This is a genomic window from Flavobacterium glaciei (assembly GCF_003350545.1).
GTDB classification, from domain to species: Bacteria; Bacteroidota; Bacteroidia; order Flavobacteriales; family Flavobacteriaceae; genus Flavobacterium; species Flavobacterium glaciei.
Genome location: NZ_QQBA01000018.1, coordinates 26,830 through 49,520 on the forward strand (window position 1 = coordinate 26,830; position 22,691 = coordinate 49,520).

Consider the following 22,691-nt stretch of genomic DNA (forward strand, 5'->3'; position numbering starts at 1 on the left):
ATAAAAATATTTATTTGCCTATTTTTGACAAAAAATAATATGTAAGTTTGACATGTCAAAAAACAGGCCAAAATTTTACAAAAATAGCATTTAAACCTTTGCATACAAACTTATTTAATATCGTTTTATTATCAATTTTCCTATCCTTAGGTTCTGGTAAATTATATTCTCAAGATATAACAAAAAAAAAGACTACTGTACCTGCTAACAATCAAACAGATAGAACTAAACCAAGCATAAATACGACTAAAACTTCAGTTTTAACGGTTGAAAAAGAAACTGATACCATTAAAATGGACAGTATCAAACCTAAAAAAGCATTTCTTGACGGTAAAGTAAAATACAAAGCAGATAATTATGCTAAAATTGACCAGAAGAAAAAAATCATTATACTTTACGACAAAGCAGAATTATACTATCAGGACGTTGAATTAAAGTCTGGTATTATCGTGATGGATTATGAAAAAAATGAAGTGTATGCCGGACGGATTAAGGATTCGACAGGTACTTACACGCAATATCCAAATTTTAAGCAAGGAACAAATGTAATTGAACCCGATTCTATTCGTTTTAATTTTAAAACAAAAAAAGCTTTGATTTGGAATTCAAGATCCGATCAAGGAGAATTTAAAATAAAAGCAGCTATCACCAAAAAAGAAAATGATTCAGTTTATTTTTTAAAAGGAGCTCGTTTTACCACTTCAAAAGATGTAGACAATCCTGAATATTATTTTCAAACAAATAAAGTAAAATTTATTCCTGGCAAAAAAGTGGTAACCGGTTTGACTAATATGGTGATTGCAAATGTGCCAACACCAATAGCGCTGCCATTTGCTTTTTTCCCTATGAGTAAAGAAACAAGTATTTCAGGTTTGATTTTACCAAGCTATAACGATTCTAATAACAGAGGTTTTTCTCTTCAAAATTTAGGATATTATTTTGCGCTGAGCGATAATTATGATTTGACCGTTTTAGGAGATTATTATACTAATGGAAGTTATGGATTGCGTTTTGAAACTAGTTATGCAAAACGATACAATTACAGAGGAAATCTGAACGTGAGATTTGAAAATTTAATAACTAGTGAAAGAGGTTATCCAGATTATTTGAAACAAAATATTTATAACATCCAATGGTCTCATTCTAAAGACTCTAAATCAAATCCTAATTCCAGTTTTTCTGCATCTGTGAATCTTGGAAGCAGCAAATATTTCCAGCAATCCATTAATCAAATTAACATTGGTTCCAATCTTAATAATACATTAAGCTCATCTATTTCGTATTCAAAAACATTTACTTCGGTGCCACAGGTAAGAATGTCACTTACAGCAACACATTCACAAAATACGCAAACTGAAGAAATCAATATGACTTTGCCAACTTTACAGTTAAGTGTGGACCGTATTTATCCATTTGTAGGTAAAGACGGAGTTAGAAAAGGTTTCTTAAAAAACATCAACTTACAATATAATTTAAACGGAAGAAACAGTATCATTACCTCTGACTCATTATTTTTTAAACCGCAAATGTTTAGAGATGCAAAAGTTGGTTTTCAACATAGTATACCATTAAGTACCAATTTTAAATTATTCAAATATTTTAGTGCTTCATCATCCATGAACTATGAAGAAATATGGTACACAAAAACAATTGAAAGAAATTATGATGTTGACCAAAGCAAAGTTGTTGATAAAACCATTAACGGATTTGATGCTTTTAGAACATACTCTTTTTCGTCCAGTTTAGGAACTACTATTTATGGAACTTTTAATTTTGGTGATGACAAAAAAATAAAATCTATAAGACACGTCATGCGACCATCTGTTTCTTATGGTTACACACCTAGTTTCGAAAAATATTATGACACTTATGCAGCTGATGCCAGCGGATCTATGATCAAACAATATTCACGATTTGAAAACGGAATTTATGGAGCTCCGGGTATAGGTAGCTCTAATACTTTGGGTTTTGATTTGAGTAATACTTTTGAAGCCAAAGTAACCGATAAAGACTCCACAAAAGTAGAAGCCAAAAAGATAATGTTACTAAATAATTTAAACCTTTCCACCTCTTATAATCTGGATGCGGATGGTATAACTTCACTCGCATTTTCACCTATTAGAGTTAGCGGCGGAACAGCATTATTAGATAATAAAATGAATGTCAATTTTGGTGCTACATTAGATCCGTATGCCATTGATAATTCTGGAAACAGAATAAATGTTTTTAATATTGATAATGGTGGGAGTCTTTTTAGAATGACCAGTTCTAATATGACAGTCAACTATTCTATTTCGAGTCAAGGAAAAGACAAAACAGATAAGGAGAAGAATAACCAGAGTCAAAGAAACGGTGGTCGTGAGGATGATTTATTTGGTACAAATACAGATTTAGGTGACAGCCGAAGAAGTCAATTTGAAGAAGAGGAAGAGGAAGGCGAAGATGAAATTTCAGAATTTTTCAATTCAAAACTACCTTGGGACATGACATTTGCATACTCACTAACTTACGGAAATAACAATAGAGAAAATAAAATAATTGGTAATTCAATAATGATTTCTGCTAATGCTGATATCACACCAAAATGGAAAGCAGGAATATCTACTGGTTATGATTTTGTCCAAAATGGAGTTACTTTTACACAACTTCGATTTGAGAGAGATTTATTGAGCTGGAGAATGGATTTTAACTGGTCTCCTTTTGGTACTAATGCCAACTGGGGATTCTTCATCGGGATAAAATCTGGTGTTCTAAGTGACATTAAGTGGGACAAAAGAAGTACCATAAACCGTTAATCAATTTTTATAAATTTTTAAAAAATATAAAACTGTTTTATGAAAAAGATAATTTTTACAGAAAATGCTCCAGCACCTATAGGACCATACAATCAAGCGGTTCTTAAAGGAAACACACTTTATACTTCAGGACAGATAGCAATTGATCCAAAAACAGGAGAATTAGTTACAACTACTATTGAAGTAGAAACAGAACAAGTAATGCAAAACATGAAAGCTGTATTAGAAGCAGCTGGAATGACGTTTGACAATGTGGTTAAAACTACAATTTTTATCATGGACATGAATGATTTTGCTAAAATAAATACTGTTTACGGTTCTTATTTTAATGAAACAACTGCTCCGGCGCGAGAAACAGTTCAAGTGGCTTGTTTGCCAAAAAATGTAAATGTTGAAATTTCAATGATTGCAATACTATAACAAGTGTTGTTCAATATTTAATACAAATAAAAGTTACTATTTATTCCAAAAAAAATCACTACAAATTTACTTGCTTGAAGTAAATCGGTAGTGATTTGTAATTTAAAAATACTTTAAAATACTATTTATTGGCAATGTGATATGCAATCAAACCATCAATTGGTCTTCTTAAAACATTCCCTAATTGCAATTCGTATTTATCAAATGTTTCCTGTAATTCTTCTTTTAGATAAAAAGCAATAGAACCTACAAAATGAATAGGAACTTCCTTGCAATTATCATATTGTTTGATATAATTTTTTACAAATGATTTCATTCCTTTGAAAATAATTTTTCTACAGAATTCTGTTTCTTTATGTTGAATTAAGAACTTTGCAAAAGTTGCCAAATACGCATTTGGATTTGGCTCTTTATACAATTTGCTTTTAATTGCATCTGGATCTAAATCGTATTCTTTTTCAAATTCTACTGCCAGTTCTTTTGGCATTTTATTGAAATAATACTTTCTGATTAATTCTTTTCCAAAAACATTACCACTACAATCATCCATAGCAATATAGCCTAGCGATTGAACTTTCTGGTGTAACTCTTTACCATCAAAATAACTACAGTTTGACCCTGTTCCTAAAATAGATACAATTGCTTTTTCTCCCTTTGGAGTTGTTGCGTAAACCGCAGCATAAGTATCCTCTTCAACAACAATAATTGCATTAGGAAAATAGTTTTGAAAAATTTGTGAAAGTGAAATTTTCATTTTATCAGTTCCACAACCTGCGCCATAAAAAAATAAATGAGTAGCCTCTTTTTTATTTTGTAAAATATCAAAACGGTCATTCAAACGTTCAATAATTTCATCTCCATCTAGAATTTCTGGATTTAACCCTAATGTTTGCGTGGTAAACAATACTTTACCGGCATCATCTATCGCAATCCAATCGGCTTTAGTAGAACCACTATCAACTAATAATCTCATTTTTTTTGGTTTTTTTGGTTTTTTGAATTTTGTTTTTCTTATTTAGAATGCGTTCAAAATAAAATTTGCACTCATAAAAAGTAAACAAAAAATAAAAATCCCGTTAAATATAATATAACGGGATTTGTAAATATAAAGAATTATTTTAAACCTGCAATGTGTACAGATAAATCAATTAATTTGCTTGAATAACCATATTCATTATCATACCAAGAGATAATTTTGAAGAAAGTAGAATTCAATCCAATTCCAGCGTTAGCATCAATGATAGAAGTTCTTGAATCTGAAATGAAATCTTGAGAAACAACTAAATCTTCAGTATATCCTAAGATACCTTTCATTGTAGTTTCAGAAGCATTTTTCAAAACTGCCATAATTTCTTCATAAGAAGTTTCTTTGGCCACTTTTACAGTTAAATCTACTACAGAAACGTCAGCTGTAGGAACACGCATTGACATACCTGTTAATTTTCCATTCAATGAAGGAATAACTTTTCCAACTGCTTTTGCTGCACCTGTTGATGATGGGATAATATTTAGGTTTGCTGCACGTCCACCTCTCCAGTCTTTTCTAGAAGGACCATCAGTAGTCATTTGAGTTGAAGTTGTTGCATGAACAGTAGTCATCAACGCTTCAACAATTCCAAAGTTATCATTAATAACTTTAGCTAGTGGAGCTAAACAGTTTGTAGTACAAGATGCATTAGAAACAACCATATCAGTTGCTAAAGCTTCCTCATGATTTACTCCCATTACAAACATTGGAGCATCAGCAGAAGGAGCTGAAATAATAACTTTTTTAGCACCACCTTTAATGTGCTCAGATGCTGTTTCGATAGTAGTAAAGAAACCTGTACATTCAGCAACTACATCTACATCAACTTCATTCCATTTTAAATCTGCAGGATTTCTTTCAGCAGTGATACGAATGTTTTTTCCGTTTACAAAAAGTTTTCCATCTATAACTTCAACAGTTCCGTTGAAACGACCATGTACTGAATCATATTTTAACAAGTAAGCTAAGTGATCTACATCTAATAAATCATTAATAGCTACAACTTCTACATTATCTCTGTTGAAAGATTCTCTGAATACAATTCTTCCAATTCTTCCAAATCCGTTTATTCCTAATTTTACTTTTGACATTTTACTTTAATTTTTTTGTTTATTTTTATTAACTCAACCTAAAGTCTAATTTCCTCACTATAAACTTTAACAACTTATGTAGACATAATGTCTGAAACTCTTAATAATTCTCTGTCAATCATTGTTTTTCCTTTGATTGCTTGTTCTAAAGGCGTCAACGCTACTTTATCATTTTGTAATCCAACCATAAAATTTGATTTACCTTCAATCAAAGATTCAACGGCTTTTACTCCTAATCTACTGGCAAGAACTCTGTCAAAACAAGAAGGAGAACCTCCACGCTGCATATGACCTAAAACCGAAACTCTAACATCATATTCTGGTAAATTAGCTTCAACGTAATCTTTTAATTCAAATACATTCTTACCTATTTTATCACCCTCAGCTATAACAACTATACTAGATGATTTTCCTGAAGCTTTACTTTTTTGCAATGATTCTAATAGTCTGTCTAAACCTAAATCCTCCTCTGGAATTAATATCTCTTCAGCTCCAGCACCAATACCAGCATTCAAAGCAATATGCCCAGCATCTCTACCCATTACTTCTACAAAAAATAATCGGTTGTGTGAACTTGCAGTATCTCTAATTTTATCAATTACGTCCACTACAGTATTTAAAGCAGTATCATACCCTAAAGTATGACTCGTCCCAAAAATATCATTATCAATAGTTCCCGGAATTCCCATTACTGGAAAATTAAATTCAGTATTGAATAGTAAACCACCTGTAAAAGTACCGTCACCACCTATAACTACTAGAGCATCAATTCCTGCTTTAGTTAGATTTTCGTGTGCTTTTTTTCTTCCCTCAGGAGTTTTAAATTCTAAAGACCGAGCTGATTTAAGAATCGTCCCTCCTTTATTTACAATGTTGTTTACACTTCGAGGTCCCATTTCTTTGAAGTCTCCTTCAATCATTCCTTGATATCCTCTATAAATCCCTATGCATTCTATATTATGATAAGCACATGTTCGAACAACTGATCGAATAGCTGCATTCATTCCTGGTGAGTCTCCTCCCGAAGTTAGAACACCAACTTTTTTTATTGTTTTTGGCATTATTTAAGTATTAAAGTGTAAAATTAGCAAACATTCAGCACTTTTGAAGCTGTGTTTTCAATAAATTAGTAAACCGTTCCAAATTCAAACGTTTTCGTTGATAAGTTTTTGGAAAAGCTAATTTGAATGAGTTTAATTTAACAAAATTGAAAAATAATCGATTTTTATTTGATAATTAACAATTAGTTTGTTCATTTAAATGAAAATTAATAGAATATACTGCGTATTCATTATTGAGTTGCTAAAAGAGCGTTTTCTTCTTTTGCTTTAAAAAATAATTATGAATGTATTAGGGTTTATCTACTGGCTTTTTTAATATCCAGCCAACACTATGTTACATACTTATCAAGAAATAGAAGTTTATGTAATCAAAAGTCTTATTATTAGTTTTCCTCTGGAAGTAAACCTTCGTAGTTTTTTTTGAACTTTTTAGGGACAGATTTATTTGATTTAGAAAAATTTATGTAATCAGGAGACATCTCTGAATCTTGATCCTCAGCATTAGACACGCTAGCACGGTCTATTTTTAGATTTTTAAAAATTTTATTGACTAACTCTTTAAAAGTATCAAAATCTACCTCGTAAGAAACCCCTAAACCTTGTGTATATCCAATTCCTTGACCAATATAATTAATGTCATTTTCTTTATTAAAAAGACGCAAATTAAGTGTTCCATCTTCATTAACTCTATATAAAACTTCAACATCTCCAACTATTGCTGATTCATTAATCCCTCCAAAAGGGACACCTAGTTTACCATTGATAGTAATCCTCTCATTTATTTTTGATGAAATAGTGGCTACAAATCGCCCGTCTGTTTCCTTGCCTATTCTTCTGTCTGCTCCAATGAAATTAAGACCAACTTTAAATTTTTCATCATCTGATCGTATGATTCCACCTAGAATACTAGAGGCAGTCTCAAACAAACTTCCTGAAAAATCAGATTGACTCACTCCTTCTGGACTCAAAAAACCACCAGATGATAATAAATACAAGGCTTGTGTTTGTCTTACATCCTTATCATTTAACTTATATTGTATTTCTGATTTCAAAACATTACTCACTGTTGGGAATTCTATATTAAAATCAGGTTCCGGACTAGTCAAATCGCCACGAATACCAATTACTACTTCAACAGGAACTTTATTATTAAATGATGAATTATCTAATAATACTGCAGGATTCGCTATAGTTTTGTATACCGCCTCAAGGTTCAATTGTGCTCTCATAGGATTTCCTTCCCAAGAAATAGACCCTCCTTTTTTAACTGCAAATTTCTTATCTATAAGTCCTCCATATTTAAAATTATAGGTTCCTTCATAAGCCTGGAAATCTCCCCACATATTAAATTTTCCTAAAGTATTTATTTTAAACAATAAAGATCCAAAACCTTTTCCTTTCATTCCATGACCTGTATTTCGGTCTAAAATTACTTCTACTTCTGCATCTGGTGTAATATCTAAATCAAACTCTAATTCCAGTCCGTTATAATTTCTGATATTATCCGTAATTCCATTTTTTAGATTGTATTTTTCCTGAGCAGTTACAAAATGTAGAAAAACGTTGTCACTTACACTTTCTGCGTTATTAATTGGAATTTTTACAGCAGTACCTTTTTCAGATTTAGCCTCAACTTTTATAAACAAAGAATTTGTAGGTCCTTTTATAGTTGCAATACCATCAATAAACGCAGTTCCATAATATGCTGCATCTTCACTGTCTTGCGTATCTAATGCTAACAGCCTTTTAGAACTTATAGCTAAATCTAATTTCCAATCTGCAAAATTATTATGCTCAATACTTCCGTTCAATTTACCTACTGTTCCATATTTTGTATCATTAAGCGTGTTATTTCTAAACATAAATTTCTCATCAGTAAGATCAATAATGGTGTTATTGCTCAATGCGTAATCAACATTCAAATACGGAATGGTTATACCAGCATAGTCTAAAAATAAACGTCCATTAATATTTGGCTTTTTAAGATTTCCCTCAATCGTAGAATTCCCTGATATAGAACCTCTGATGTTTGATAAAACTTCACCGCCAAGCGAATTAAGAGCGGCAATGTTAAACTTTTCGAATTTTAGTCTTAAATCAAGAATGGTTTCTTTGTTTATAATTTCAAAGCTTCCATTAGCATTAAAAGATTCAAGATTTTCATTCTCTAAATTAGAATTTATAGTGAACTTTTTAAGGCTTTCATCTCCTTTAATATCAAAATTCAGAGTGCCTAAATCTGTTTTATTTACATTCAAATTATCGATTACGATAGAAGCTGTTGGCTGATAAACATTAATATTTTGCTTAAAATTTACTTCACCATTTATATTTCCATGTGCAACAATCTTATTATTGGCAGGTGTAATTTGATTTAAATCAACATCTTTAAAACTCAATTTCAAATCCTTGACTATGGATCCTTTAAAAGCACCCATTAAAGAAATTGATTGGTTTTCGTGCGACAATATTATATTATCAATATCGAAGTTTTGAAAGTTTTTATCAAAAACAATCTGATTATTTGGAGTTTCATCCTCATTCAAAAACCAAAGATAATCCTTAAATTTCACCTCTGATTTACTGATTCCTACTACATTATTATTATCCTTATTAATTGTATGATATAAATTCAGATTATAATAATCCTCTCCTTTTGACCCGCCTTTAAATTCAGAACGAAAGAATAACGTGTCTTTCATAGTCACATTAATCACACTAAAATCACGAATTTTATAATATTTAGTTTTTATACTATCTAATTCAATATAAGCATTATAAAGTGGATTTTTATTATCTACTGAAACTCTAATATTATCAAATGTATTATCAGAAGCAATTATTTGCGGAGAATTAAAATTCAATTTAAACTCTTGATTATCAGAACTTAAATTTCCTTTTACTATTGTATTAGAACCAATTGAGATATTAGGGTAAAAAATCTCTATAATTTTATTATAAATCGAAAAATTAAACTTAAGAAATTGCCCTTTCTTAACCTTATTAGGTTTAAAATTTGTGTAAAGACTACCAAGAGAATTTTTAACTAAATTTTCTAATTGATTGAATTCATATTTACCTACAATTTCACCCTGAACAATATCTGGTGATTTTAGATTTATGGTTCTAATTCTATTTTGGTCAAAAGTTGAATTTATGGTGAAGTCATCAAAATTATATGTGTCTTTTGCATTTTGATAAGACGTCTTATTGATGTACACATTTCCCTGAAAATTCTCAATGTTATTACCCGAAGCCTGAACCACAACATCACCTCTAAACACAGAAATAGAATCTTTAATCAATTTCAATTTATTCAAATCGGCATTTTCAACATTAATATGAAAATCGTACCGACTGTCTTTTTTACTTAAATCTAATAAGCCATCAAAATTCATACTCAAATTAGGGTCATTCACAGAAATTTGACCTTTGTAATAAGGACTTTTAAGTGTTCCATCGACAACAATATTGGTATAATTATAATTTTTATACTCTATTTGACTAATATCACCCTTGATAGCAGTGTCTAGATATTTTTGTTTGAATCCCATTCCATCTACATCAATAATCAAACTCACCCTGCCTAATTCTTTTTGATCCAATAAGGTACCAATGTCAAAATTTTCTAAAATCACATTACCAAAATAAGAAGCCTTATCTATGACATTAATATCTTGTATTTCTAAATTTGAAGTGACAATTCCTAATGCGGTAGTCATAGTAAAATCAGCTTCAACAGCAGTAGTAGAAACATTAGAAATACCAGAGGCAGTAAATCTTCCTAATTTCTTTAAAGAGGTAGGTAATTTATTCCCTAAAATATTGGGAAGTATTACAATTAAATCATCATAGCTAGACGTTAACTTGTTAAACTTAGCATACATCGAAAATTTTTGCCCTTTCTTAGCAAACAAATTTTTAAAATTGATATCACCATTAATTTGAGTTTTACGATCATCAACTAATTCTAAATTCTTAAATTTTAAATCATTAAGCGTCCCTTTTATACTTGCTTTAGTATAAAAATGTTGGTTCTTGCCTAACTCCTTATAAAAATAACGAATATCATTAGAAGCAATTGATGCTGCATCTAATTTGATATCAAATTGAACTTTGTCCGTAAAATTCGAGAAATCTTCGATTTTATATTTTAATATAACGTTCCCTTTCAATGTTGATTCCTTAGTCAACAAATCAAGATTTTCCAGTTTTATATTTTTTCTAGAATAACTCAACTTAGAGCTTAAATTTTTGACGTACAATCCGCGAAAGTCCAAAAATGACATTTTATTAATCATTGTGGTAACATCAGGACCATATATCTGAAAATCAGTTACAGAAGCATTCAGTTTTGTGAAATCAACGTCTTTAGGATTTTCTCGGTTTAGGTCTGTTACAATAAAACGCCCATTGTGAATTTGCAATTTATTAGCTTTTAGTAAAAACTTTCTACTAGACGGTTTGTTGGATTCAAAGGCTTTAATGAATTTATCAAGATTAGATTCTTTATCATTTTTATAAGTTTTCAAATCTATAAGTAATCCGTGCAAATCTAAATCATCAAAGATTAAATCCCCATCGAGCATTTTTTTCCCTTCTAAAATAGTGGTTGAAATTCTATTGGCATAAATCAACGTATCTTTATAATGATCCCGAATTAATACTTTTTTAAATTTTACTCCCCCAAAAACAGAAATGGCAACTTCATCAATATTAATATTAGTCCCAAAATCTTTGTTTATACTATTTGTAAAATATTGCGCAATTTTAGTTTGCACAAAAGGCATAGTAAGAGAAATACCGAGTACTAACAAAAGTAGGATTAGTCCAAGTAAAGAACGAAATACTATTTTTCTAATTTTTTTGATACTTATTACTATTTAAATTTTCTAATATTTCATTTTGCCTATGGAAATGGAAGCACCTTAAATAAAAATTCTTTAATTTTGACTGCTACAAAATGATTTTTATAATCGACTTGTCAAATGTAATTCAAAATTTGTGCCTTTTTATGCAAAATTCCGAGGTTTTTATTCTTGCCATCGAAAGTTCCTGTGATGATACCGCAGCTGCTGTTCTACAAAACGATAAAGTATTGTCCAATGTTGTTGCAAATCAGCTTATACATAATCAATATGGTGGCGTGGTTCCTGAACTTGCTTCGCGCGCACATCAACAAAACATAGTTCCGGTAATCGATGCCGCGCTTCGAAATGCAAATATACAAAAAGAACAACTATCGGCAATTGCCTTTACACAAGGTCCTGGACTTATGGGTTCGCTTTTAGTTGGAAATTCGTTTGCAAAATCAATCGCTTTAGCTATGCAAATTCCATTGATTGCCGTAAACCATATGCAAGCGCACGTTTTAGCTCATTTTATAGACGAAGAAGGATATGAAAAACCTACATTCCCTTTTTTAGCACTAACTATAAGTGGTGGACATACCCAAATTATAAAGGTTGATAATTTTTTTGACATGACTGTAATCGGAGAAACAACCGATGATGCAGTAGGTGAAGCTTTTGATAAAAGTGCCAAAATACTAGGTCTTCCCTATCCCGGCGGTCCTTTGATTGATAAATATGCGCAATTAGGAAATCCAAAAGCCTTTGCTTTTACAAAACCAAAAGTTCCTCGATTAGATTTCAGCTTTTCAGGTCTAAAAACTGCTATTTTATATTTTATTCAAAAGAAAAAGTTAGAAAATCCAAATTTTGTTGAAGAGAACCTCAATGACATTTGCGCCTCTATTCAACATACCATCATCGAAATTTTGATGGACAAAATAAAATTGGCAGTAAAAGAAACAGGTATTAAACAAATAGCAATTGGCGGAGGAGTTTCTGCAAATTCTGGAATCCGAAAAACATTAAAGGAGACAGAGAGTAAATTCGGATGGAAAACTTTCATCCCTAAATTTGAATATACTACAGACAATGCTGCAATGATTGGAATTGTAGGTTATCAAAAGTTTTTATCCCAAAAATTTGAAACCTCTTCTGTGGTTTCTAAAGCAAGAATTCAATTATAAATTATGCAATTATTTTACAATCCAAATATTACTGAATTTACTGAAACTTTTTCTTTTGATAAAGAAGAAAGCAAACATATTATTAAAGTTCTGCGAAAGAAAGATACTGATATATTATTTGTAACCAATGGTTTAGGCTTTTTATTTAAAACTGAAATCACTTTAGCATCGGACAGTAAATGCACCGTTAGAATCCTTTCATTCGAAAAAGCAACAGCTTCAAAATTTCATTTGCATTTGGCGGTAGCGCCTACTAAAATGAATGATCGTTATGAATGGTTTCTAGAAAAAGCAACTGAAATTGGTATACACGAGATAACACCTATTATTTGTGATCACTCTGAACGAAAAGTTATCAATAATGAACGATTTGATAAAATTTTGTTGGCAGCCATGAAGCAATCCAATGAATTGTTTTTACCAAAATTAAATAAAGCCATAACCTTAAAAGAATTTTTTAATCTCAAAATTGAAGGTGTAAAACTAATTGCGCATTGTGAAGAAACAGATAAAAAAACACTAAAATCAGTTTTGAAACCTAATACAGATATCACATTAATCATAGGACCTGAAGGTGATTTTTCTGAAAAAGAAATCGCTTTAGCAATAGAAAATAACTTTATACCCGTTTCCTTGGGGAATACAAGATTAAGAACTGAAACTGCAGCAATAGTTGCTTGCCATAGCGTAATTTTTGTAAATGAGGAACAATAAACACCGATTTAAATAATTATGAAAAAACTATTTTATCTACTGTTATTGTTTTCAATACCAACTTTTTCACAAGAAATTGCTTTGGTAAAATACAGCGGTGGCGGTGACTGGTATGCAAATCCTACTTCTTTACCAAATTTGATAAAATATTGTAATGCTAATATCAATACCCGAATAAAATCAAAACCATCCACTGTTGAACCTAGCAGTCCGGATTTATTTTCCTATCCCTATGTTCATATGACAGGGCATGGAAATGTAGTCTTTACTGATGCTGACAGTAATAATATTAAAAATTATTTACTTGCCGGAGGATTTCTCCATATTGATGACAATTATGGTATGGACCAATATATCCGAAAAGAAATAAAAAAAATATTTCCAAATAATGACTTAATTGAAATACCAGCCAATCATGCCATTTTTCAAAAACCATATTCTTTTCCAAATGGATTACCAAAAATACATGAGCATGATGGTAAACGACCTCAAGCCTTCGGAATATTTGTTAAAAACAAATTAGTATTGCTTTATACTTACGAATGCGATTTAGGTGACGGCTGGGAAGATCCAGAAGTAAATAACGACCCAATTAACGTTAGGGAAAAAGCATTAAAAATGGGTGCTAATATTCTTTATTATATTTTTAATAATTAAAAATTCTGTTTCAAAAATATATTTTAAAACGGCGTATTCAAAATTTAATTTTGAGTAAGCCGTTTTTGTTTAAATCCGCTTCCACAATCAGATATATTTCCTTACAACTATTTATGATAAGAGATAAAAAATTTAAAAAAAGATATTTTTAGTAAAATCACAAAACATCAATTTGATATCCATTCTTTACATAACTTTATTTAATCTTATTTTTTTTCTTAAATACCTATACTATCTCTACAATTTTGATTGCCAAAATGCGATGCAAAAAAAAATTGTATGAAAGTACTTGTAAATTATAAATGGGCAGAATTTACTAAAAGCAGTAAAATCAATAGAATGAATTTTTTTTTTAATTTTTTTTTAATTTTTTTTTATTAAAATTTTTTTTGTGAAATAATTGTTATAGAATTGTGAAATAATTAACCAAAACTATTAATATATAACAAATTTTTTATGAAAAAAATTCTTTTATCTGCTGTAGCATTACTAATGCTTTTCTCTTGTCAAAATGAAACAACAGAAATAGCTCCAGAAGCAAGCGTACTAGCACGTCGCGGATGTGCCTCTCAAGAAGTTCTTGAAGCTCAAATGAAAGCTGATCCAACTTTAGCTTTAAGAATGAACCAAATTGAAGCATTTACTGAAAAAGCTATGCTAACTGGTCGTTTAGTAAATGGTAAAATTGAAATTCCTGTTGTAGTAAACGTATTATATAGAACTGCTGCTGAGAATATTTCATTAGCTCAAATTCAATCTCAGATTGATGTATTAAATGCAGATTTCAATGCAACAAATTCGGATTTCAATAGTACTCCTGCTCAATTCTCTGGAGTTGCTGCAAATGTTGGTATCACTTTCGTTTTAGAAACAGTAAACAGAAAATCTACAAATAAATCATCTTGGGGAACTAGAGATGCTATGAAAAAAACAAAACAAGGAGGTTTAAATCCTACTTCACCTACTACAAAACTTAATATGTGGGCTTGTACTATTGGCGGTGGAATTTTAGGTTACGCACAATTTCCTGGTGGAAGTGCTGCTACTGATGGAGTTGTTGTTGATTCTAAGTACTTTGGACTATCTGGATCAGGAGCTTTTCCTTATAACTTAGGAAGAACTATGACTCATGAAGTAGGTCACTGGATGAACTTACGTCACATTTGGGGCGATGCAACTTGTGGAAGTGACTTAGTTTCTGATACACCTACGCACAACACTGCAAATTATGGTGTACCAGCTTACCCACATTACAGCACTTGTACTGGAACTCCAGTAGAAATGACAATGAACTACATGGATTACACAGACGATAGAGGAATGTATATGTTCTCTAACGGTCAAAAATCAAGAATGTCAGCTTTATTTGTTTCTGGTGGAGCAAGAGCTGGTTTCGGAATATAATTTTCTTTAAAGCTTAAATAAAAGAGGCGACTTTTAGGTCACCTCTTCTTTTTGAATTTATTTTCAATCTATTCAAAAAATATAAAAACAACCCATTTCTTGTTCTTATGATTAAAGCATAATTTTAACGTATTTTTTAGATTATTTTTTAAATTTTTGTTTAAAAAATTTTTTATCTAAAAAATTGTTATAAAATTGCGACATAATTAACCAAAACCATTAATTTATAACAAATTTATTATGAAAAAAATTCTATTATCTGCTGTAGCATTATTGATGCTTTTTTCTTGTCAAAATGACACAACAGAAATTACTCCAGAAGCAAATGCAATAGCAAAACGAGGTTGTGCTTCTCAAGAAGTTTTATTAGCTCAAATGAAAGCTGATCCAAAACTAGCACTAAGAATGAACGAGATTGAAGCATTCACACAAAAATCAATAGCATCTGCTCGAATAGTAAATGGGAAAATTCAAATTCCTGTCGTAGTTAATGTATTATACAGAACAACTGCTGAAAATATTTCATTATCACAAATTCGATCTCAAATTGACGTTTTAAACAAAGATTTTAATGCAACTAACTCAGATTTTAATAAAGTACCTTCTTTATTTTCAGGTGTAAAAGCAAATGTTGGAATCTCTTTTGTACTTGAAGCGGTTTACAGAAAAGCAACTACTAAAACTTCATGGGGTACAAACAATGCAATGAAAATTGCTTCACAAGGTGGAATTGCACCTACCTCTCCAACAACAAAAATGAACCTTTGGGCTTGTACTATTGGTGGTGGAATTTTAGGTTATGCGCAATTTCCAGGTGGATCTTCTTCTACTGACGGTGTAGTAATTGATTCTAAATATTTAGGAACAACAGGTACTGCTACATATCCTTTTAACTTAGGAAGAACAGCAACTCATGAAGTAGGTCACTGGATGAACTTACGCCATATTTGGGGTGATGCTACTTGTGGTAGTGATTTTGTGTCTGACACACCTACACACAACGCAGCCAATTCTGGAGTTCCAGCTTACCCACATTATAGTACTTGTTCTGGTAACCCAGTAGAGATGACAATGAACTATATGGATTATACAGATGACAGAGGAATGTACATGTTCTCAAATGGTCAAAAATCAAGAATGTCTGCAGTTTTTCTTTCCGGTGGATCAAGAGCTAGTTTCAGATTATAATTATTAGTTTTTTTTAGATTTTAAAACTCGCTACTTGTTAGCGAGTTTTTTTATATTTACAAACTAAAATATAATCATGATTACTTCAAAAACTATTTCAAACGGAATTCTTAGAGCATTGTTAACAATAACTTTTTGTGCACTTGTATTGTTCTTTTTTTATCAAATTCAATCCGTGCTGATTTATCTTGTTGTGGCATTTATTCTCACACTCATTGGAAATCCTATTTTGGACTTTTTCAAGAAACGTTTAAAATTCAATCATGTTTTTGCTACCATAGGAACTTTGTTTATTTTCATATTAATTATATTTGGTTTCATAATGATGTTTGTTCCTTTGATTTTATCTCAAGGTGAAAACCTGTCTCTGCTTAATACGGTTGAAATCGAAAAAAATATAGTTCAATTAATCAATCAAATCTCTCTATTTTTAGAAAATCACCAAATTGATTCCGCACAAGTATTAAAAGAAGCTAACATTACCTCTAAGATTAATTTAAATTTTATCCCTAACTTTTTAAATTCAATTCTAGGCACCATTAGTAGCTTGGGCGTAGGATTAGGTTCTGTTTTATTTATTACATTCTTTTTTCTTAAAGATCGTTTGATGTTCATTTTAGGTGTAAAAAAACTGATTCCTAACAGTCACGAAGAACAAATATTACACTCTTTAGGAAAAATAAATTACTTGCTATCTCGCTATTTCATTGGTTTACTGCTTCAATTATTTATTGTATTCATTTTATACCTTATAGTTCTAATTATTTTTGGCGTTCCAAATGCTATTGTTATCGCATTTTTATGCGCTGTACTAAACATCATTCCATATATTGGACCACTTATCGCTTCGTTTCTTGCGGCTATACTTACCATGTTGAGCAATTTGGGAAGTGATTTTCAATCTGAAATTTTACCAACTACCATTTATGTTTTAATTGGTTTTTGGATTGTTCAAATAATTGACAACAATTTATCTCAGCCAATAATTTTTTCTAAAAGTGTTAGCTCACATCCGCTGGAGATATTTCTTGTTATCTTGATTGCAGGTTTCCTTTTTGGAATATTAGGTATGATAGTAGCAGTACCACTTTACACAATAATAAAGGTTATGGGTAAAGAATTCTTCCCGGAAAACAAAATTATTATGTTATTAACTAAAGATATTTAATTTTGGATTTAAGAATTCTAAATGCCGAAATACAAGCGTTTATCAATAAAAACATTGGTAAAAGCATTTCTAAGCTAGCACTTCAAAAAAATCCCTTTCAAGATGTAGATTGGATTTCTGTTTTGAACCAAATTGAAGCCAAAACAAAAGCAAAAGATAAATTACCAAATTGGTTTTCGACTAAAAACATTATTTATCCCAGTAAAATTTCAGTAGAACAAACATCTTCGGAAAAAACTGCTGCTTTTAAAGCTTCTATTGTATCTGGTAAATCTCTAATCGATTTAACGGGAGGTTTTGGAGTAGATGATTTTTATTTCGCAAAAAAAATAGAAAATGTGGCTCATTGCGAGATTAATACCGCACTTTCTAATCTTGTAAAACACAATTTTGAACAATTAAATATTCTAAACATCACCTGTTATTCAGGAGATAGTTTAGATACTTTAAATACATTAAAAACAAAATGGGACTGGATATATATTGATCCTTCCAGACGAAATGATGCCAAAGGAAAAGTATTTATGCTCAAGGATTGTTTGCCAAATGTTCCTAAAAATCTCGATTTTTATTTTCAAAACTCAGATGCAGTCCTTATCAAAACTGCACCGCTTCTTGATATTTCTGCGGGTTTATCCGAGTTGAAAAACGTAAAAAGTATTTATATCATAGCTGTAGAAAATGAAGTAAAAGAGCTATTGTGGGAATTACATAAAGACTATCATGGAAATGTAAGTATAAAAACTGCTAATATTGTTAAGGACAAAACCGAATCATTTGATTTTGTGTTAAACGAAGATGTTAAATTTCCGATCTTCAGTTTGCCTCAAAAGTATTTATATGAGCCCAATAGTGCCATTATGAAATCAGGTGGGTTTGATGAAATTAGCACTTTTTATAATCTAAATAAACTGCATAAACATTCCCATTTGTATACTTCTATGAAGTTAACATCGTTTCCAGGCCGCATTTTTGAAATCACAAATACTTTCTTTTACAATAAAACGGAAATGAAAAGTTATTTAGAAAAAAGTCAGGCAAATATCACCACCCGTAATTTCCCTGATAGCGTAGAAAGCATTCGGAAAAAATGGAAAATTAAAGATGGAGGAAATATCTATTGTTTTTTTACAACTGATGAAAATAATCATAAAATAGTTTTAATTTGCACCAAAATATCATAAAAATGAAACACCTTATTACACTAGCATTATTGTTCTTCAGTCTAAATATATTTGCTCAAATACCATGTGAATATAATGCAAATGTTACCGATTCTTTAGGGACTTACAAATCGACAAAAGAATACATGATTAGCGAAAAAATATTTGCCGGAAATTCCAGTTATATCTTTTATTCTTTGGCGCTAACTGATGGATTACCTACATTGAATTTGCAGATAATCCAAAAAAGTAAAGAATTTTTGAAAGCAAATTGTTTTGATAAAAATTCTAAATTATTTTTACAATTAAACAATGGAAAAATAATTACACTAATACATATCGATCAAGAAAATTGTGGTTCGTTATTACGAGACGAAAAAGGATTCGACAATAGAGTGAATTCTGGGATTTTTATGTTTATGAAAGATAGTTTTGAAGATTTAAAAAACTCTCCAGTATCACTGATGCGTATTAAATACTTTACTGATACCGAAGATTACATCCTCAAAAAAGAGTTTAAATCCGAATTAACAAATGAAACATACAAACCGGAAACCTATTTCATGGATAATTTAAAATGTATTGAATAAGTTTTATTTACAATCCCATTTAGAATTAGAAACTTTATCATTTATACCTGACTTCAAATTATAATGCCACCATTCTGAATCAAATGAATTGAAACCGCTTTTTATCATTGTTGATTTCAAAAGCTTCCTATTTAGTTTTACTTCATATGAAACATTGGTATAATTATGACTCGCTTCAATTCCAAAAAAATCAAAATCAGTACCCATATCAACTGCTTCTCCTTGAAGCGTTACAAGAGAAATATCTACTGCCCCTCCTCTATTGTGAATAGAACCTTTAGCAGGATTTGCCACATATTTAGGATTAGGAACGATTTCCCACATTTTTTTTTGGATATCCAAAGGTCTGTAACAGTCGTAAATTTTTATTTTATATCCTTTTTGAGCAAATTTAGCATTGGCTTTTAGTAAACCCTTAACCGTTTTTAGACGCAAAAAGCACTCCGCACAATCATACACTTTTGCTTTCAGGAAATTATCATCAGTGGCGTACTTCATGTCATATTCAAAATCTTGACTGTATTCTTTTAAATTTACAAATGTAGTATCATTGATAATCAAACTATTTTTTTCTTGAGTATCCACAATGATAGTTTGTGACTTGCAAGAAACCACACAAAAAATAGAAGATAGAAATATGAATGATTTGAAGTAGGAAGTCATAGACACTATTTTTATAAAAATAAAACAATTTTTAGGTATAGAAAATATAAAAACAAAAAAACCGATACTAATAAAAGTATCGGTTTAAGTGAAGGCAGAAGGATTCGAACCTTCGACCGCCTGCTTAGAAGGCAGGTGCTCTATCCAGCTGAGCTATGCCTCCATTGCTCGTGAAAAAAAGTCGGGGTGGCAGGATTCGAACCTGCGGCCTCCTGCTCCCAAAGCAGGCGCGATAACCGAGCTACGCTACACCCCGAAAAAAAATTATAAAGCGGAGGGACAGGGACTCGAACCCTGGCACCGATCACTCGATGACAGTTTAGCAAACTGCTCCATTACCACTCTGGCACCCCTCCAAGCTCAAAGAAACGTGTCTTGTTTTGCGGTTGCAAATTTAAGACATCTTTACGTTTCTCACAACTATTTAAGACCTTTTTTTTAATATTTTTTATTGTTTTTACAAAAACACTTAACAATCAAACATATAGAATAGATTAAAATTTAAAAAAAGATAATGGCAAAATCAAAATTTGAAATTGTTTAAAAAAGATTAAATTTGCTACATAAACCAACATTATAAAAAAGTCATGAACAAAAGAGTTGTTATCGTTTCTGCCGTTAGGACACCTATCGGAAGTTTTATGGGGGGATTATCTACAGTTACTGCACCAAAATTAGGAGCAATAGCTATTAAAGGTGCTTTAGATAAAATAAAGTTAGATCCAAATTTAATTGATGAAGTTTACATGGGCAATGTAGTTCAAGCTGGTGTAGGACAAGCTCCTGCGAGACAAGCTGCACTATATGCCGGTTTACCACATTCAGTTGCCTGCACCACTATCAATAAAGTATGCGCTTCAGGAATGAAAGCTGTTATGTTAGGAGCACAAGCTATTCAATGCAGTGATGCCGAAATTGTAGTGGCTGGTGGAATGGAAAACATGAGTTTAATTCCACACTACATGAATTTAAGAAATGGAACTAAATTTGGTCCTGCTACCATGATTGACGGAATGCAGAAAGATGGACTTACTGATGCTTACGATAACAGCGCTATGGGAGTGTGTGCTGATTTGTGTGCTACAGAATACAATATAACTCGAGAAGATCAAGATAACTTCGCAATTCAATCCTATGAGCGTAGTGCAAAAGCATGGGATGCTGGGAAATTTGACAATGAAGTAGTCCCTGTTCCAGTTCCTCAAAGAAAAGGAGATCCTATCATTGTATCAAGAGATGAAGAATTTACTAATGTAAAACTTGATAAAATACCAACATTAAATGCCGTTTTTACAAAAGATGGAACTGTAACTGCAGCTAATGCATCAACTATAAATGACGGTGCAGCAGCTGTCATATTAATGAGTGAAGAAAAAGCAATCGCTTTAGGATTAAAACCTATAGCATATATCAACGGATATGCTGACGCGGCTCAAGAACCTAAATGGTTTACTACAAGTCCTGCTAAAGCATTGCCTAAGGCATTAGAAAAAGCTGGATTATCAATTAATGATGTAGATTATTTTGAATTTAATGAAGCATTTGCTGTAGTTGGTTTAGCTAACTCAAAAATTTTAGGATTAGAGGATAGCAAAGTAAATGTAAATGGTGGAGCAGTTTCTTTAGGACACCCTCTAGGTTGTTCAGGGGTAAGAATCATTGTTACATTATTAAATGTTTTAGAACAAAACAATGCTAAAATTGGTGCTGCTGCAATTTGCAATGGCGGTGGCGGTGCTTCAGCAATTGTAATTGAAAGAGCGTAAATAATTATAAGTTATGAGTTATGAGTTTTACTACTTATAACTCATGATTTTTAACTCATAAAAGACCCTAAATGTTCGGAATTTGTAATCTAGCCATAATCCCTATTCGCTATGAACCCAGTGACAAAAGCGAAATCGTTTCTCAAGTTTTATTTGGTGAACATTTTGAAATTTTAGAGCAATTGAGACAATGGTCCAGAATCAGAATGCAATATGATGATTACGAAGGCTGGATCGATTCTAAACAGTTACAACTGATTTCTGAAGCCAGTTTTAAGCAACTATCTACCGAAACCATTATTTTAAATGCTGACTTGATAGAATATATTACTGCACCTAATAATATATTGATACCAATACCGCTTGGTGCTTCCGTTTCTTTTATACATCACAATGAGATAAATATTTCGAACTTTGATTTTGAAGGAACTAAGAGTAGCGGGGTAAAAAGCAAAGAAAGCATAATAAACACTGCGTTTATGTATTTGAACGCTCCTTATCTTTGGGGTGGGAAAACACCTTTTGGTATTGATTGTTCCGGTTTTACCCAAATGGTTTACAAACTCAATGGCTACAAATTATTACGAGATGCATCCCAACAATCAACACAAGGGGAAGCATTAAGTTTTATTGAAGAAAGCGAACCTGGAGACTTAGCATTTTTTGACAATGACGAAGGCAGTATTATTCATGTTGGAATTATTATGGCCGACAATTATATCATTCACGCCAGTGGAAAAGTTAGAATTGACCGCTTAGATCATTTAGGAATATTTAATGCTGAAACAAATAAGCATACACATAAATTAAGAGTCATTAAAAAAATAGTATAAAAAAACCTGTCTAAAAATAGAGGGCACTGAAAAACTTCGCTTATTTTGATTAGAGTCGTTTTTTAGACAATAAAGAAACGCTTATAACAGGATTTTAAACATCCGTTATAAGCG

Annotated in this window: 17 protein-coding genes and 3 tRNA genes; 12 read left to right on the plus strand and 8 right to left on the minus strand. The window is 31.2% G+C overall.

What is annotated here, in order from left to right:
• The first annotated feature begins 47 nt into the window (after positions 1–47).
• On the plus strand, positions 48–2,795 hold the full coding sequence (locus DFR66_RS12715; RefSeq protein WP_114755214.1) for a putative LPS assembly protein LptD: 2,748 nt from the start codon (positions 48–50) through the stop codon (positions 2,793–2,795).
• 39 nt (positions 2,796–2,834) lie between these two features.
• Complete coding sequence (locus tag DFR66_RS12720; RefSeq protein WP_114755215.1) at positions 2,835–3,215, plus strand: RidA family protein; 381 nt, start codon at positions 2,835–2,837, stop codon at positions 3,213–3,215.
• 121 nt (positions 3,216–3,336) lie between these two features.
• Here DFR66_RS12720 and DFR66_RS12725 read toward each other — a convergent pair whose 3' ends face one another.
• From DFR66_RS12725 to DFR66_RS12740, 4 genes are all read right to left on the minus strand, one after another.
• Positions 3,337–4,188, minus strand: coding sequence for an N-acetylglucosamine kinase (locus DFR66_RS12725; protein ID WP_114755216.1), 852 nt, complete (start codon positions 4,186–4,188; stop codon positions 3,337–3,339).
• Positions 4,189–4,328: 140 nt separating this feature from the next.
• Positions 4,329–5,333 (minus strand): type I glyceraldehyde-3-phosphate dehydrogenase, encoded by a 1,005-nt coding sequence (gap, locus tag DFR66_RS12730; RefSeq protein ID WP_114755217.1) that lies wholly within the window; start codon positions 5,331–5,333, stop codon positions 4,329–4,331.
• A gap of 74 nt (positions 5,334–5,407) precedes the next feature.
• Complete coding sequence (gene pfkA, locus DFR66_RS12735; RefSeq protein ID WP_114755218.1) at positions 5,408–6,394, minus strand: 6-phosphofructokinase; 987 nt, start codon at positions 6,392–6,394, stop codon at positions 5,408–5,410.
• Positions 6,395–6,777: 383 nt separating this feature from the next.
• Positions 6,778–11,184, minus strand: coding sequence for a translocation/assembly module TamB domain-containing protein (locus DFR66_RS12740; RefSeq protein WP_114755219.1), 4,407 nt, complete (start codon positions 11,182–11,184; stop codon positions 6,778–6,780).
• 224 nt (positions 11,185–11,408) lie between these two features.
• Between DFR66_RS12740 and tsaD the strand changes: the two genes are divergently transcribed.
• The 8 genes from tsaD to DFR66_RS12780 all read left to right on the plus strand — a co-directional run bounded on the left by tsaD (position 11,409) and on the right by DFR66_RS12780 (position 19,315).
• Positions 11,409–12,431: a tRNA (adenosine(37)-N6)-threonylcarbamoyltransferase complex transferase subunit TsaD gene (gene tsaD / locus DFR66_RS12745; protein ID WP_114755233.1), complete on the plus strand. Its 1,023-nt coding sequence runs from the start codon at positions 11,409–11,411 to the stop codon at positions 12,429–12,431.
• 3 nt (positions 12,432–12,434) lie between these two features.
• Entirely contained in the window at positions 12,435–13,145 is a 711-nt protein-coding gene (locus DFR66_RS12750) for a 16S rRNA (uracil(1498)-N(3))-methyltransferase (protein WP_114755220.1), read from the plus strand.
• Positions 13,146–13,163: 18 nt separating this feature from the next.
• A complete protein-coding gene (locus DFR66_RS12755; protein WP_114755221.1) occupies positions 13,164–13,802 on the plus strand; it encodes a DUF4159 domain-containing protein in 639 nt (212 codons plus the stop codon).
• 456 nt (positions 13,803–14,258) lie between these two features.
• Complete coding sequence (locus tag DFR66_RS12760; protein ID WP_114755222.1) at positions 14,259–15,206, plus strand: zinc metalloprotease; 948 nt, start codon at positions 14,259–14,261, stop codon at positions 15,204–15,206.
• A gap of 240 nt (positions 15,207–15,446) precedes the next feature.
• Positions 15,447–16,394: a zinc metalloprotease gene (locus DFR66_RS12765; RefSeq protein ID WP_114755223.1), complete on the plus strand. Its 948-nt coding sequence runs from the start codon at positions 15,447–15,449 to the stop codon at positions 16,392–16,394.
• A 76-nt stretch (positions 16,395–16,470) separates the two neighbouring features.
• Positions 16,471–17,562, plus strand: coding sequence for an AI-2E family transporter (locus DFR66_RS12770; protein ID WP_114755224.1), 1,092 nt, complete (start codon positions 16,471–16,473; stop codon positions 17,560–17,562).
• A 2-nt stretch (positions 17,563–17,564) separates the two neighbouring features.
• The gene (locus DFR66_RS12775) at positions 17,565–18,746 is read left to right on the plus strand and encodes a THUMP-like domain-containing protein (RefSeq protein ID WP_114755225.1); all 1,182 of its coding nucleotides are present in this window, start codon (positions 17,565–17,567) and stop codon (positions 18,744–18,746) included.
• 2 nt (positions 18,747–18,748) lie between these two features.
• A complete protein-coding gene (locus tag DFR66_RS12780) occupies positions 18,749–19,315 on the plus strand; it encodes a hypothetical protein (protein ID WP_114755226.1) in 567 nt (188 codons plus the stop codon).
• A 3-nt stretch (positions 19,316–19,318) separates the two neighbouring features.
• Here DFR66_RS12780 and DFR66_RS12785 read toward each other — a convergent pair whose 3' ends face one another.
• The 4 genes from DFR66_RS12785 to DFR66_RS12800 form a co-directional block, all read right to left on the minus strand.
• Positions 19,319–19,978 (minus strand): M15 family metallopeptidase, encoded by a 660-nt coding sequence (locus DFR66_RS12785; RefSeq protein WP_114755227.1) that lies wholly within the window; start codon positions 19,976–19,978, stop codon positions 19,319–19,321.
• A gap of 89 nt (positions 19,979–20,067) precedes the next feature.
• A tRNA-Arg gene (locus DFR66_RS12790) sits at positions 20,068–20,141 on the minus strand.
• 18 nt (positions 20,142–20,159) lie between these two features.
• Positions 20,160–20,234, minus strand: a tRNA-Pro gene (locus DFR66_RS12795).
• 16 nt (positions 20,235–20,250) lie between these two features.
• A tRNA-Ser gene (locus tag DFR66_RS12800) sits at positions 20,251–20,334 on the minus strand.
• A 231-nt stretch (positions 20,335–20,565) separates the two neighbouring features.
• On the opposite strand from DFR66_RS12800, the gene DFR66_RS12805 reads away from it, so the two are divergent.
• On the plus strand, positions 20,566–21,744 hold the full coding sequence (locus DFR66_RS12805) for an acetyl-CoA C-acyltransferase (RefSeq protein ID WP_114755228.1): 1,179 nt from the start codon (positions 20,566–20,568) through the stop codon (positions 21,742–21,744).
• Positions 21,745–21,815: 71 nt separating this feature from the next.
• Positions 21,816–22,577: a C40 family peptidase gene (locus DFR66_RS12810; RefSeq protein ID WP_114755229.1), complete on the plus strand. Its 762-nt coding sequence runs from the start codon at positions 21,816–21,818 to the stop codon at positions 22,575–22,577.
• Positions 22,578–22,691 lie beyond the last annotated feature (114 nt).

What these genes read in the sequence shown, in the direction of transcription:
- DFR66_RS12805 (WP_114755228.1), top strand. Translation starts at nt 20,566, where the DNA reads ATGAACAAAAGAGTTGTTATCGTTTCTGCCGTTAGGACACCTATCGGA.
- DFR66_RS12785 (WP_114755227.1), bottom strand. Translation starts at nt 19,978, where the DNA reads ATGACTTCCTACTTCAAATCATTCATATTTCTATCTTCTATTTTTTGT.
- DFR66_RS12750 (WP_114755220.1), top strand. Translation starts at nt 12,435, where the DNA reads ATGCAATTATTTTACAATCCAAATATTACTGAATTTACTGAAACTTTT.
- DFR66_RS12810 (WP_114755229.1), top strand. Translation starts at nt 21,816, where the DNA reads ATGTTCGGAATTTGTAATCTAGCCATAATCCCTATTCGCTATGAACCC.
- DFR66_RS12765 (WP_114755223.1), top strand. Translation starts at nt 15,447, where the DNA reads ATGAAAAAAATTCTATTATCTGCTGTAGCATTATTGATGCTTTTTTCT.
- gap (WP_114755217.1), bottom strand. Translation starts at nt 5,333, where the DNA reads ATGTCAAAAGTAAAATTAGGAATAAACGGATTTGGAAGAATTGGAAGA.
- tsaD (WP_114755233.1), top strand. Translation starts at nt 11,409, where the DNA reads ATGCAAAATTCCGAGGTTTTTATTCTTGCCATCGAAAGTTCCTGTGAT.
- DFR66_RS12725 (WP_114755216.1), bottom strand. Translation starts at nt 4,188, where the DNA reads ATGAGATTATTAGTTGATAGTGGTTCTACTAAAGCCGATTGGATTGCG.
- DFR66_RS12740 (WP_114755219.1), bottom strand. Translation starts at nt 11,184, where the DNA reads ATGCCTTTTGTGCAAACTAAAATTGCGCAATATTTTACAAATAGTATA.
- DFR66_RS12780 (WP_114755226.1), top strand. Translation starts at nt 18,749, where the DNA reads ATGAAACACCTTATTACACTAGCATTATTGTTCTTCAGTCTAAATATA.
- DFR66_RS12760 (WP_114755222.1), top strand. Translation starts at nt 14,259, where the DNA reads ATGAAAAAAATTCTTTTATCTGCTGTAGCATTACTAATGCTTTTCTCT.
- DFR66_RS12755 (WP_114755221.1), top strand. Translation starts at nt 13,164, where the DNA reads ATGAAAAAACTATTTTATCTACTGTTATTGTTTTCAATACCAACTTTT.
- DFR66_RS12770 (WP_114755224.1), top strand. Translation starts at nt 16,471, where the DNA reads ATGATTACTTCAAAAACTATTTCAAACGGAATTCTTAGAGCATTGTTA.
- DFR66_RS12720 (WP_114755215.1), top strand. Translation starts at nt 2,835, where the DNA reads ATGAAAAAGATAATTTTTACAGAAAATGCTCCAGCACCTATAGGACCA.
- pfkA (WP_114755218.1), bottom strand. Translation starts at nt 6,394, where the DNA reads ATGCCAAAAACAATAAAAAAAGTTGGTGTTCTAACTTCGGGAGGAGAC.